This is a genomic window from Streptosporangium sp. NPDC048047, assembly GCF_040653115.1.
Classification (GTDB): domain Bacteria; phylum Actinomycetota; class Actinomycetes; order Streptosporangiales; family Streptosporangiaceae; genus Streptosporangium.
Genome location: NZ_JBEZNH010000007.1, coordinates 20,827 through 34,036 on the forward strand (window position 1 = coordinate 20,827; position 13,210 = coordinate 34,036).

Sequence of the window (13,210 nt, forward strand, 5' to 3'; positions counted from 1 at the left end):
GGTCGGAGCTTAGGATGGATCGACCGTGACCGCCGATCAGGAGCTTCGTGATGGCGCTGGACGAGACGACCGAGGAACTGGCCCGGCTGGCCGCCCGAGGTGATCACCGCGCGCTCGGCGAGCTGCTGAAACGGATCGAGCCCGACATCCTCCGGCACTGCGGCCGGATCCTCCCCTACCGGCAGGACGCCGAGGAGGCGTGCCAGGACACCCTGCTGGCGGTGGCGCGGAACATCGGCCGGTTCGAGGGACGCGCCCGGTTCAGCACGTGGCTGCATATCATCACCGCCAACTGCGCCCGCACCACCTATCGCTCGCTGAAGCGGCGCTCGGCCGAGCAGAGCTCCGACGAACTGCCGATGCAGCGGCCCGACGTCGCCCGGGTGAGTGTGATCGCCGGCTCACGGCTCGACCTGCTGGACGCGATGGAGGCGCTGGAGGCGGAGAAGCCCGACCTCGCCCAGGCGCTGGTGCTGCGCGACATCTGTCAGCTCGACTACAGCGAGGTGGCCGAGCAGCTCGGCATCCCGCTCGGCACCGCCAAGTCGCGCATCCACCAGGCGCGCAAGTACGTCCAGGGAGCCCTGGGCGACGCCTACGGCTTCTGAGATCCCGCTCGGGGGGTCCCGCCCGGTCGCCCGAGACCCGGCGGCCCCGGGAACGCTTCCACGCTCACGTCTCGCCCGGCTTCTGAGGCGTCGTTCCGCGGAAGCGTCCGTGTGCCGCCCGGCTTCCGGGTCTCCGCTCGGAGGCGTCCCCGCGTGTCGTCGGGCTTTCCCGGCCTTTCGCCTGATGGGCGGATTAGAGTGGTGCCGCCCGTACCCGGTGATCGACCGCGGTGCGCGCCGATCTCCCCTCGCGCCGTGTCCGTCAGCGCCAGGGGAGAGATCCATGCTTCGCAGACGTCCAGCCGCCGTGGGGTGCGTCCTCGCGGCCGTCGCCCTCGTCGTGACGATCCCCGTGGCCCCGGCGTTCTCCGCGGCCCAGGATGTCGGTAAGGCTCAGGAACTCCGGAACCCCCTGAGCTCCGGGGGCGCTTCGAGCGCCCGGAGCGTCCGGAAACCGCCGCACGGCATGATCGAGGCGCTCCGGCGCGACCTCGGCCTCACGGCGCAGGAGGCCCAGGCCCGGCTGGACAACGAGATCCGGTACGCGCCGATCGAGGCCCGGCTCCGCCGGGAGCTCGGGGCGGGCTTCGGAGGGTCCTGGCTGGAGGGGAGGAGCGCGCAGGTACTGATCGTGGCCACCACAGACCTCGCCGCGACCCCCCGGATCGCCGCCGCGGGCGCCCAGCCGAAGATCGTCGCCCGGTCGCTGACCCAGCTCACCGCGATCAAGGACGAGCTCGACAAGGATCTGGCCGCCGCGGGGGAGGCGGGAGGTTTCGCCCGGTACGTCGATGTCCGCACCAACCAGGTGGTCATCCGTACGACCGTGCCGGAGCAGACCCGCAACCTCGTCGGGCTCACCGGCGTGAGCCAGGAGGCGGTGCGGGTGGAGGCCTCGGCCAAGCGGTTCCGGCCCCTGTACGACCTCCGGGGCGGCGACGCCTACCGCATCGACAGCGCGTGGCGCTGCTCGGTCGGCTTCTCCGCCACGAAGGGCGCCCAGAACGGCTTCGTCAGCGCGGGGCACTGCGGCGACGCGGGCAGCGTCACCACCGGGTACAACAACGTCGCCCAGGGCGTCTTCCAGGGCTCCAGCTTCCCCGGCGACGACCACTCCTGGATCACGGTGAACACGAACTGGCGGCCCACCCCGGACGTGGTCAGCACCGGCGGCACGATCGGCGTCACCGGCTCCCGGGAGGCGATCGAGGGCGCGTCGGTCTGCCGGTCCGGCTCGACGACCGGCTGGCACTGCGGCACCGTACGGCAGCGCGACGTCACCGTCGTCTACGACGAGACCCAGACGGTCTCGCAGCTCACCCTCACCGACGCCTGCGCCGAGCCGGGCGACTCCGGCGGGCCGTTCGTCTCCGTCGACCAGGCCCAGGGGGTCCTGTCGGGCGGCAACGGCAACTGCACCGCGGGAGGCGAGACGGTCTTCCAGCCGGTCACCGAGATCCTCTCCGCCTACGGCGTGAGCCTGGTGGTCGACGCGCCCGTCCCGCCGGAGACCGGCTGCGCCTGCCCCTGCTATCCGCGGCGGGTGGCCGGGACGCTCCGCGCGGGCGGTGTCGCCTACCAGCCGAGCGGAAGCTACTACCGGACCACGGCCTACAGGCTGCACACCGGCTGCCTGGAGGGCCCGGCGGGCAGCGACTTCGACCTCTACCTGCAGAGGTGGAACGGCCGGAGCTGGGTCGTCGTGGCGAGCGACACCGGCCCGGACGCCGACAAGTCGATCTCCTACCTCGGCGCGGCCGGCCGTTACCGCTACCGGGTGACCGCCGCGAGCGGCTCCGGCGGCTACACGCTGGGCTACCAGCACGACCTGCCCTGAAGGACGGACCGCCGGGAGGTCGTATGTTCCACGGTCGCGCCGTCGTCGCCGGGTGTGCCGTCCTCTCCGCCGCCGCCCTGCTCGCCGCCGTCACGCCTCCGGCGGTCCGGGCCGAGCCCGAACCCCTGGCCGCCATCCGGGACGCCCCGGTCGTACGGTTCCCGGCGGCGAGACCCGGCCGCGGAACCCTCCCGCGCCTACCGGTGGGAAGGCCCGGCCGCGGAGCCTCCGTACGGTTCCCGGCGGGGAGGCCCGGCGGCGGAGCCTCCGTGCGACTCCCGGCGGTCCGGCCCCGGCACGGCTCCGCGGGGCGCGTCGTACGGCGGACCGGGCGGGCCGGCCTGCCGTACAACGTGCCGCCGCCGGGCATGCTCCAGGCCCTCCAGCGTGACCTCGGCCTCAGCGCCGGGCAGGCCCAGGCCCGGCTGCTCAACGAGATCCGCCTGACGCCGGTCGAGGCGAGGCTGCGGGTGACGCTCGGCGGCGGCTTCGCCGGCTCGTGGTTCCAGGGGACCGTCGCGCAGAACCTCGTGGTGGCCACCACCGACCCCGCCGACATCCCCCGGATCGTCACGCAGGGAGCCCGGGCCGAGGTCGTCGACCACTCGCTGGGCGAGCTCAACGCGGCCAAGGACAAGCTCGACGCCGCGCTGCCCGCCCGCCCGACCGCGGGCGGGAGCGTGCGCTACGTCGACGTGCGGAACAACCGGGTCGTCGTGCTGTCCGAGGAGCCGGTGCGGACCGAGTCCGCCCTCAGGGACCTCGGGCTGGACACCTCGCTGGTCCTGGTGGTGCCGTCCACGGAGCGTCCCCGGCCGCTCTACGACCTGGTGGGCGGCGATCCCTTCTACATCGGCGTCACCCAGCGCTGTTCGGTCGGCTTCTCCGTGGTCCGCGACGGGATGAACGGCTTCGTCAGCGCCGGCCACTGCGGCGACGAGGGTGAGAAGACCAGCGGCTACAACCGGGTCCCCCAGGGCGTCTTCCGGGGGTCGGTCTTCCCGGTGAGCGACTTCTCCTGGATCCAGGTCAACGACGACTGGACGCCCAAGCCGGTGGTGGGCAACGCCGAGGGCGGCACCGTACCGGTCACCGGCACCCGGGAGGCCATCGAGGGGGCGTCGGTGTGCCGGTCCGGATCCACCTCCGACTGGTACTGCGGCCTCGTCCTGCAGCGCGGCGCCAGCGTCGCCTATACGGAGGGCAACGTCTTCGGGCTGACCCGCACCAGCGTCTGCGCCGACCGGGGCGACTCCGGCGGGCCGTTCGTCTCGGTGGACCAGGCCCAGGGGGTGCTCTCCGGCGGCTCCGGCTCCTGCTTCCCGGGCGCCGGGGTCAGCTACTTCCAGCCGATCGGCGAGATCCTCTCGGCGTACGGGCTGACCCTGCTGACCGCGGGCGGCGCCTTCCGGCCGGCCACGGGCTCCTGCGAGGGCCATCCCGGCGTCGGCCGGGGCATCCTTCGGGAGGGGCAGGTCGCCTACCGGCCCGTCGGCCCCCGGAACCGGGCGGCCGGCGGCTACTACCGGTCGAGGACCGCCGGGACCCACCACGGCTGCCTGAGTTCCGACGACGGCACCGACTTCGATCTGTACCTGGAGAAGTGGGCGGCCGGCTCCGGCTGGCGGACCGTCGCCTCCTCGGTCAGCCCGTACCCCTTCGAGACGATCACCTATGAGGGCACGCCCGGCTACTACCGCTACCGGGTGGTCGCCGTGGCGGGCGGCGGGCCCTTCCTCCTGGGGTACCGCCACCCGTGACGGGCCTTTTCACCGTCCGTCGTCCGGGGAATGACACGCGTCGTCTCGCACAGTGAGACATCTGGTCAGAACGCCCGGCGGCCGGGGTAAAGTGCGAGAGACCCGTTCATCGGGTCCACAACTTCATATTGCTCATCCAGAGGGGTGGAGGGACCGGCCCTGCGAAGCCCCGGCAACCCTCCCGGTTCAAACTCGCGACATGGCGGGGTCGGCCGGGACAGGTGCCAATTCCGGTCCGTGGCCAGGGTGGTCGCGGACGAAGATGAGGGAAAGGCCTCGCTTCATGGCGCTCGCAGAAACACAGATCCCCACCTCCGCCCCCGTCTCCGCCGGCACCGCGCCCGACGGCCGCTTCGGCCCCGCCGTGGCCTTGTCCTGCCGGGAGTGCGGCACCCGCTACGACCTCGGTCCGAGCTTCGCCTGTATCGAGTGTTTCGGCCCCCTGGAGATCGCCTACGACTTCGGGCGCGTGACGCGCGAGCAGATCGCCGCCGGCCCGGCGAACATCTGGCGTTACCGCGCGCTGCTGCCCGTCCCGGAGAACGTCGCCGCCCGGCCCAACACGGAGCCCGGCTGGACCAGGCTCGTCGACGCGGGCAACCTCGCCCGCGAGCTGGGCCTGCGCTCGCTGCACGTGAAGGACGACTCGGGCAACCCGACGCACTCGTTCAAGGACCGCGTGGTGGCCATCGCCGTCGAGGCGGCCCGCAACTTCGGCTTCCACACCCTGTCGTGCTCCTCCACCGGCAACCTCGCCGGCGCGGTGACCTCGGCCGCCGCCCGCGCCGGGCTGGACGCCTGCGTGTTCATCCCCGCCGACCTGGAGCAGGCCAAGATCGTCATGGCCTCGGTGTACGGCGGGAAGCTCGTCGGCATCGAGGGCACCTACGACGACGTCAACCGGTTCTGCTCGGAGCTCATCGGCGACGAGCTGGGCGAGCAGTGGGGCTTCGTCAACGTCAACCTGCGCCCGTACTACGCCGAGGGCTCCAAGACCCTGGCGTACGAGATCGCCGAGCAGCTCGGCTGGCGGCTCCCCGACCAGATCGTCGTCCCGGTGGCGTCCGGCTCCCAGCTCACGAAGATCGACAAGGGGTTCAAGGAGCTGATCGCACTCGGGCTCGTCGAGGAGAAGCCGTACCGGATCTTCGCCGCGCAGGCCGAGGGCTGCTCGCCGGTCTCGGCCGCCTACAAGGCGGGTCACGACGTGATCCGCCCGGTACGGCCGGACACGATCGCCAAGTCGCTGGCCATCGGCAACCCGGCCGACGGCCCCTACGTGCTGGACATCGCCCGGCGTACCGGCGGCGCGGTGGAGGACGTCACGGACGCCGAGATCGTCGACGCGATCAGGCTGCTGGCCAGGACCGAGGGCATCTTCGCCGAGACCGCGGGCGGCGTCACGGTCGGCGTGCTGCGCAAGCTGGCCGCCGAGGGGCGGCTCGACCCCGACGCCGAGACCGTGGTGCTCAACACCGGTGACGGCCTGAAGACCCTCGACGCGGTGGCGGGCGAGGCCCGTCCCACCGCGGTCATCCGCCCCTCGCTTGACGAATTCCGCTCGGTCATCGCCTGAAATCACCGGAAAGGTGCTTAATAATGAGTGTCTCTGTACGGATTCCGACAATTCTCCGGACGTACACCGGTGGTGCGGCCGAGGTGAACGCCGAGGGTGAGACCCTCCGCGAGGTGCTGCGGAAACTCGACGCCGACTTCCCCGGGATCGGCGCCAGGATTCTCGACGACTCCGGCAAGATTCGCAGGTTCGTCAACGTCTATGTCGGCGATGAGGACGTCCGTTTCGCCGACAACCTGGACACCGCGACGCCGTCCGGCGTCCAGATCTCCATCATCCCGGCGGTCGCCGGGGGTTGACCCCGTCGTCCCCGCGCTCCGGGCCGCCGTCCCGTACGGCGCCCGCCGACGCCCGCTCCGGCCTGGCCGGGGCGGGCGTCGTGCTTTCGGGAGGATGTCCATATCGGCGCTTGTTGAAATAATGCAATATTTGATCAGCGGGCCCGATGGCAAAACTATGTTCTCGTGCTGCATTCGTACGTAAAGCGGCAGTTTGCTGGTTGACTCTGTTGCCCTACGGCGTACCACAGGTATGGTCGAGAACGATCGACGCAGGCGATGTGTCCGCCTCGGAGATTGAGGACGTCGCGAGAGGAATGGGCGATGTCCTCAAGTCCAGTAAGAGGAGTCGGAAGTGGCGCAAGGCACCGTCAAATGGTTCAACGCGGACAAGGGCTACGGCTTCATCGCGGTAGACGGTGGTAAGGATGTGTTCGTCCATTACTCCGCGATCATGATGGACGGCTATCGCGCACTCGAACAGGGCCAGCGGGTCGAGTTCGAGATCACCCAGGGGCAGAAAGGCCCGCAGGCGGAGTCCGTGAGGGCCGTCTGAGGCAGCCGTCCCCCCGGACGCGCAAAAGGGGCGCGCCGGACGGACCCCCGTGGCAGCGCAGTCCACGCGGGCCCTCGGCGCGCCGGCCCGGTCCACCGTGTCCCCTCGGAGGGCCGGGCCCTCGCCGTACCGGGGCCTCCCTGTACCGGAGGCCCGAATCCGCCGGGACACGGCGGCCGGGACCTGGTCGCGCGGGGCGGTGGCCGGGGGCGAGACCGTACGGGGCGTCCGCCGTAACGGGTCGTCGCGGGAGACCGTCACCTCCCGGGCAGGTCAACGCGACGTCGCTTGCACTCGACAGGGTAGAGTGCTAAATAGTTTGTTGGCACTCACCGAGGGCGAGTGCCAACCCTGGATCGGGACGATGGGATCCGCCGAACGGAGTCGCGGATCCGAATGCCGTCGCGGGCGTCGGCTCGATCCGGTGCAAGCCACCCTGTGTTCGGGAGGTCTAGCCGTATGGCAGCCAAGATGATCGCGTTTGACGAGGACGCCCGGCGCGGTCTCGAGCGTGGTATGAACCAGCTCGCGGACGCCGTCAAGGTGACCCTGGGCCCGAAGGGCCGCAACGTCGTCCTGGAGAAGAAGTGGGGCGCCCCCACGATCACCAACGACGGTGTGTCCATCGCCAAGGAGATCGAGCTCGAGGACCCGTGGGAGAAGATCGGGGCCGAGCTCGTCAAGGAAGTCGCCAAGAAGACCGACGACGTCGCCGGTGACGGCACCACCACCGCCACCGTCCTCGCGCAGGCCCTGGTTCGCGAGGGTCTCCGCAACGTGGCCGCCGGCGCCAACCCGATGGGCCTGAAGAAGGGCATCGAGGCCTCCGTCGAGCGTGTCTCCGAGGAGCTGCTCAAGCTCGCCAAGGACGTGGAGACGAAGGCGCAGATCGCCTCCACGGCCTCCATCTCCGCGGGCGACCCGCAGATCGGCGAGATGATCGCCGAGGCGATGGACAAGGTCGGCAAGGAAGGCGTCATCACCGTCGAGGAGAGCAACACCTTCGGCCTGGAGCTTGAGCTCACCGAGGGCATGCGCTTCGACAAGGGCTACATCTCGCCCTACTTCGTGACCGACCCGGAGCGTATGGAGGCCGTCCTCGACGACCCGTACATCCTCGTCGTCAACTCGAAGATCTCCGCGAACAAGGACCTCCTTCCCGTCCTCGACAAGGTCGTGCAGTCCGGCAAGCCGCTGCTGCTGATCTCCGAGGACGTCGAGGCCGAGGCCCTGGCGACCCTGGTCGTCAACAAGATCCGCGGTCTGTTCCGCTCGGTGGCCGTCAAGGCCCCCGGCTTCGGCGACCGCCGCAAGGCCATGCTGGGCGACATCGCCATCCTGACCGGCGCCCAGGTCATCAGCGAGGACATCGGCCTCAAGCTGGAGTCCACCACGCTCGACCAGCTCGGCCGGGCCCGCCAGGTCATCGTCACCAAGGACGAGACCACCATCGTCGACGGCGCCGGCGACGCCGAGCAGATCGCCGGCCGGGTCAACCAGATCCGCGCCGAGATCGAGAACACCGACTCCGACTACGACCGCGAGAAGCTCCAGGAGCGTCTCGCCAAGCTGGCCGGCGGCGTGGCCGTCATCAAGGCCGGCGCGGCGACCGAGGTCGAGCTCAAGGAGCGCAAGCACCGCATCGAGGACGCCGTTCGCAACGCGAAGGCGGCCGTCGAGGAGGGCATCGTCCCCGGCGGTGGCGTGGCGCTGCTGCAGGCGGGCGCCAAGGCGTTCGACAAGCTGGAGCTGACCGGCGACGAGGCCACCGGTGCCGCGATCGTCCGCAAGGCCCTGGAGGAGCCGCTGAAGCAGATCGCCGTCAACGCCGGCCTCGAGGGCGGCGTCGTGGTGGAGAAGGTGCGCAACCTCACCCCGGGTGAGGGCCTGAACGCCGCCACCGGCGAGTACGTCAACATGTTCGAGGCGGGCATCCTCGACCCGGCCAAGGTGACGCGTTCCGCGCTGCAGAACGCGGCGTCCATCGCGGCGCTGTTCCTCACCACCGAGGCCGTCATCGCCGAGAAGCCGGAGAAGACCCCGGCCGCTCCCGCGATGCCGGGCGGCGGCGACATGGACTTCTAGTCCATCGCCCCACACGAACGAGAAAGGCGGCCCCGGATCCCCGGGGCCGCCTTTCCGCTTCTCTGCTTTCCCGCGACCCTTCCGCGCGCCTTTCGCGGGCCGTGTCACGGCCGGGCCGATGCCGTACGCCACCCGGCCGCGGAGGGCGGGCGGCGTCAGCGCAGCCGGGCGGGCAGGTCGCGGGTGTGCAGGACGGTCAGGGAGGTGACCGCGCGGGTGAGGACCACGTAGAGGCGGGCCAGGCCGCGCGGCTCGGCGTCCACGATGTCGGCCGGCTCGGTCACGATCACGTGGTCGTACTCCAGGCCCTTGGCCAGGGACGCCGGCACCACCAGCAGACGGTGCTCCTCGACGGAGTCGGGGCCCAGCACCCGGTGGTCCAGGCCGGTCAGTGACGCCGACACGGCCGCGACCGAGGCGTCCGGGACGATCACGCCGATCGACCCCTCCCGCGCCAGGACCTCCCGCACCGCCTCCGGCAGGGACGCGGCGAGGTCGGGCACCCGCCGTACCGTCAGGGAGCCGGCGCCGGGCCGCAGCGAGCGGGGCGCGGCCAGGCCGGGGGCGACGTCGGGCAGCAGCCGGGCGGCGTAGTCGAGGACCTCGCGCGGCACACGGAAACCGAGGGTCAGCTCGGTGACGGCGCCGCTCTCGAAGCCCAGGTGCGTGAGGACCTCCGTCCACGAACGGGCCGACCAGGGGGTGGTGCCCTGCGCCAGGTCGCCGAGCACGGTGGCCGACCCGGTACGGCACCGCCGCCCGAGCGCCCGCAGCTGCATCGCCGACAGGTCCTGGGCCTCGTCCACCACCAGGTGCCCCAGGACGGGCGTCCGCTCGATCAGGTCGGCCAGCTCGTCCATCAGCGCGCCGTCGGCCGCCGACCACTTCGCCGACCGGTACGACTTGGCCGGCTTGGCCCACAGCAGCAGGGCCTGCTCGTCGGCGGTGAGATCGTCCTTCGCGGCGGCGGCCAGGAAATCGGGGTCGCTGAACAGCCGGTGGAGCACCTGCTGCGGGGTCAGCTTGGGCCACACGGCGTCCACGAGCTGCTTGACCGGCTTGGAGCGGGCCACGGCGTCCTGCACCCGGTCGTCGGGGGACTCGCCGCGCTGCTCCATCCGGACCAGCACCGTGTGGGCCAGCCGCTGGGCGAGGGCCGCGCGGCCGGGGCCGTAGCGGGTGGTGCCGCGCAGCGAGGCGACGATCTCGCGGACCTCGCGGTCGGCGACCCGGTAGCGGTTGACGCCCTTGGTGAACAGCAGTCCCTCGGCCGGCTTGACGACGTGCGCCCACAGGGCGCGGCGCAGCACCGGCGCCATCCGTGCGTCGCCCTTGATCGTCCCGACGGCCGGGTCCTCCGGCGCGGCGTACTCGCCGAGGATCCCCGCGACGGTGGTCTGGTCGACCTTGACCTCGCCCAGCGCGGGCAGCACCGAGGAGATGTAGGCGAGGAAGGCGCGGTTCGGCCCGACGATCATCACGCCGGACCTGGCGAGCTTCTCCCGGTGGGTGAACAGCAGGTAGGCGGCCCGGTGCAGGCCGACGGCGGTCTTCCCGGTGCCCGGCGCCCCCTGGACGCACACCGTGCCGCCCAGGTCGGACCGGACGATCTCGTCCTGGTCGGGCTGGATGGTCGCGACGATGTCGCGCATCGGGCCGGAGCGGGGACGCTCGATCTCATCGGTGAGGATCCTGCTCTGCGCCAGCGTGCCGCCCCCGGTGAGCGGCTCGTCCTCGTAGGCGGTCAGGTCGCCGCCGTGGTAGCCGAACCGGCGGCGCAGCTCCACGCCCATCGGATCGGCCGGGGTGGCCTGGTAGAACGCCCGCGAGACCGGCGCCCGCCAGTCGATCACCAGGGGGCGGCTGCGCTCGTCGTGGACGTGCCGGCGCCCCACGTGGATGGTGCCGGGGAGGTCGTCGCCGCCGGTGCGGTCGAGGCGGCCGAAGAACAGGGGGGTTCCCGAGTGGTCGGCCAGCGCCGCGACGCGCTGGTCCAGCAGTGCCTGGAGGACCTGCTGGGAGACCCAGTCGCCGGCGGCGTCGGAGGACAGGGACTGGGCGTGCTCGCGCATCGCGCGCAGCGCCGCCCGTGAGACGGCCAGGTGGCGGCGCTCGGCGTCGAGGACCACCGCGGCGTCCGCGCCGTCGGCGGCGACTCCGGGGCCGGACTCGTCGGGGTGGCCGGAGCGGCCGGGTCGGTCGGGGTCGTCGGCTATGTCGGGGGCCAGCTGGTGCGCGGGCATACGAAAACGCCTCCCATGCGGTCAACGGAGGTGGTCAGGCAGCGAACCGAACAGCTTAGCCGCGGATTCCGGACGTCTCAAAGCGATTAACGCGCGACTGGGAACCCGGCGCGGTGGGTATCGCGACGGTCGTGCCGATCGTCGGAGCCGGCGTCCTGGGCACCGTACGGACCAATGGGACGGAGGGCCGTATCGGGGGACATTTAGAGGAACGTTCCAATTCTCTCAGTGATCCCTTTTGCACCCTCCGTCACACTACTCGAAAATCGCAAAAAAGGGGAGCAAATCTGGTGACTCCCGCAGATCATGGGGGTATGTCGCCAATGGCCACCGGCGGCCTTGTCGAGGGGGTGGTGTGGTTGCCGAAGACTCGCGGTATCTCGTGGACCTGACCGGTCGATGGACCGGTACATGCGAGGGCGTGCTCGCCTGGCGGTGTCACTCGCCGGCGAGCACGTCGTCAGCGTCGATGATCTGGTAGGCGTACCCCTGCTCGGCCAGGAACCGCTGACGGTGGGCGGCGAAGTCCTGGTCGACGGTGTCCCGGCTGACCACCGAGTAGAAGCGGGCGCCGCCCCCGTCCGACTTGGGACGCAGCACCCGGCCCAGCCGCTGGGCCTCCTCCTGGCGCGAGCCGAAGGTGCCCGACACCTGGATGGCCACCGCGGCCTCCGGCAGGTCGATGGAGAAGTTCGCGACCTTCGACACCACCAGGACCTGGATCTCCCGGTCGCGGAACGCCTGGAAGAGCCGCTCCCGCTCCTTGACCTTCGTCTCACCCTTGATCACCGGGGCGCCCAGGTGCTCGCCCAGCTCGTCGAGCTGGTCGATGTACTGGCCGATGACCAGCACCTGCTCGTCCGGATGCCGCCGGACCAGCGCCTCGGAGACCCGCAGCTTCGCCGGCGTGGTCGCGCAGAACCGGTAGCGCTCCTCGGCCTCGGCCATCGCGTACGCGAGCCGCTCCGACTCGCTCAGCGTCACCCGCACCTCGACGCAGTCGGCCGGGGCGATCCACCCCTGGTGCTCCATCTCCTTCCACGGCGCGTCGTAGCGCTTGGGACCGATCAGGGAGAACACGTCACCCTCCCGGCCGTCCTCCCGCACGAGCGTCGCGGTCAGACCGACCCGCCGCCGGGCCTGCAGGTCGGCGGTCATCCGGAAGATCGGCGCGGGCAGCAGGTGCACCTCGTCGTAGACGATCAGGCCCCAGTCGCGGGCGTCGAACAGCTCCAGGTGGCGGTAGACGCCCTGCCTGCGGGTGGTCATCACCTGGTAGGTGGCGATGGTGACCGGCCGGATCTCCTTCTTGGTGCCGGTGTACTCGCCGATCTCGTCCTCGGTCAGCGAGGTCCGCCGGATCAGCTCCTGCTTCCACTGGTGCGCCGAGACCGTGTTCGTCACCAGGATCAGCGTCGTCGCCTGGGCCTGCGCCATCGCCGCCGCGCCCACGATCGTCTTGCCCGCGCCGCAGGGGAGCACCACCACGCCCGACCCGCCGTGCCAGAACGCCTCGGCGGCCTCACGCTGGTAGCCGCGCAGGGTCCAGCCGTCCTCGGCCAGGCTGATCGGGTGACGCTCTCCGTCGACGTACCCGGCGAGGTCCTCGGCCGGCCAGCCCAGCTTGAGGAGATGCTGCTTGATGTTGCCGCGCTCGCTGGGATGGACCGCCACGCCGTCGTCGCTCAGCCGCTCGCCCAGCAGCGGCTGGATCTTCCGGGAGCGCAGCACCTCCTCCAGCACGGCGCGGTCGGTGCTGGTCAGCACCAGCCCGTGGACCGGGTGCTTCTCCAGGCGCAGCCTGCCGTAGCGCGCCATGGTCTCGGCCACGTCCACCAGCAGCGCGTGCGGGACGGGGTAGCGGCTGTAGCCGATCAGCGCGTCGATCACCTGCTCGGCGTCGTGCCCGGCGGCCCGCGCGTTCCACAGCGCCAGCGGGGTCACCCGGTAGGTGTGCACGTGCTCGGGGGCGCGTTCGAGCTCGGCGAACGGCGCGATCGCCTTGCGGCACTCGTCGGCCCGCTCGTGCTCGACCTCCAGCAGCAGGGTTTTGTCCGATTGCACGATGAGTGGTCCGTCGGTCAAGGCTTCTCCCTCGTTGCGCGGCCGGCGAACCCCATGCTCGCATCGGCGAGGGGGCGGCCGGCGTGTTCCGGGCCCGCGTCGCGGATCCGCTGCGGATCCGTCATGAATCCGCGGTCGCGGGTGTCCGCGTGGACGGCCCGGACGGCGGTGTCATCCCGCTCTCCGTGTGCGGCTCCCCGATG

General features: G+C 71.2%; 9 protein-coding genes and 1 riboswitch. Of the genes, 7 read left to right on the forward strand and 2 right to left on the reverse strand.

What is annotated here, in order from left to right; genetic code table 11:
- Positions 1–50: 50 nt before the first annotated feature.
- From AB0D67_RS08230 to groL, 7 genes are all read left to right on the forward strand, one after another.
- Positions 51–608 carry an RNA polymerase sigma factor gene (locus AB0D67_RS08230; protein ID WP_362931289.1) on the forward strand — a complete coding sequence of 186 codons (558 nt, stop codon included), beginning with the start codon at positions 51–53 and terminating at the stop codon, positions 606–608.
- A gap of 283 nt (positions 609–891) precedes the next feature.
- On the forward strand, positions 892–2,445 hold the full coding sequence (locus tag AB0D67_RS08235; RefSeq protein ID WP_362931291.1) for a S1 family peptidase: 1,554 nt from the start codon (positions 892–894) through the stop codon (positions 2,443–2,445).
- Positions 2,446–2,714: 269 nt separating this feature from the next.
- Complete coding sequence (locus AB0D67_RS08240) at positions 2,715–4,205, forward strand: S1 family peptidase (RefSeq protein WP_362931293.1); 1,491 nt, start codon at positions 2,715–2,717, stop codon at positions 4,203–4,205.
- 129 nt (positions 4,206–4,334) lie between these two features.
- A riboswitch (SAM riboswitch) is annotated at positions 4,335–4,474 on the forward strand.
- 14 nt (positions 4,475–4,488) lie between these two features.
- Positions 4,489–5,781, forward strand: coding sequence for a threonine synthase (thrC, locus tag AB0D67_RS08245; protein ID WP_362931295.1), 1,293 nt, complete (start codon positions 4,489–4,491; stop codon positions 5,779–5,781).
- A gap of 23 nt (positions 5,782–5,804) precedes the next feature.
- Entirely contained in the window at positions 5,805–6,080 is a 276-nt protein-coding gene (locus AB0D67_RS08250) for a MoaD/ThiS family protein (protein WP_362931297.1), read from the forward strand.
- Between the two features lie 334 nt (positions 6,081–6,414).
- Complete coding sequence (locus AB0D67_RS08255; protein ID WP_012895270.1) at positions 6,415–6,615, forward strand: cold-shock protein; 201 nt, start codon at positions 6,415–6,417, stop codon at positions 6,613–6,615.
- A 459-nt stretch (positions 6,616–7,074) separates the two neighbouring features.
- Positions 7,075–8,700, forward strand: a complete 1,626-nt coding sequence (groL, locus tag AB0D67_RS08260) for a chaperonin GroEL (RefSeq protein WP_362931299.1) — start codon at positions 7,075–7,077, stop codon at positions 8,698–8,700.
- A 155-nt stretch (positions 8,701–8,855) separates the two neighbouring features.
- On the opposite strand, the gene AB0D67_RS08265 is transcribed toward groL, so the two are convergent.
- Together AB0D67_RS08265 and AB0D67_RS08270 are read right to left on the reverse strand one after the other, a co-directional pair.
- On the reverse strand, positions 8,856–10,943 hold the full coding sequence (locus tag AB0D67_RS08265; RefSeq protein ID WP_362931301.1) for an AAA family ATPase: 2,088 nt from the start codon (positions 10,941–10,943) through the stop codon (positions 8,856–8,858).
- Positions 10,944–11,381: 438 nt separating this feature from the next.
- The gene (locus AB0D67_RS08270; RefSeq protein ID WP_362931303.1) at positions 11,382–13,028 is read right to left on the reverse strand and encodes a DNA repair helicase XPB; all 1,647 of its coding nucleotides are present in this window, start codon (positions 13,026–13,028) and stop codon (positions 11,382–11,384) included.
- Positions 13,029–13,210 lie beyond the last annotated feature (182 nt).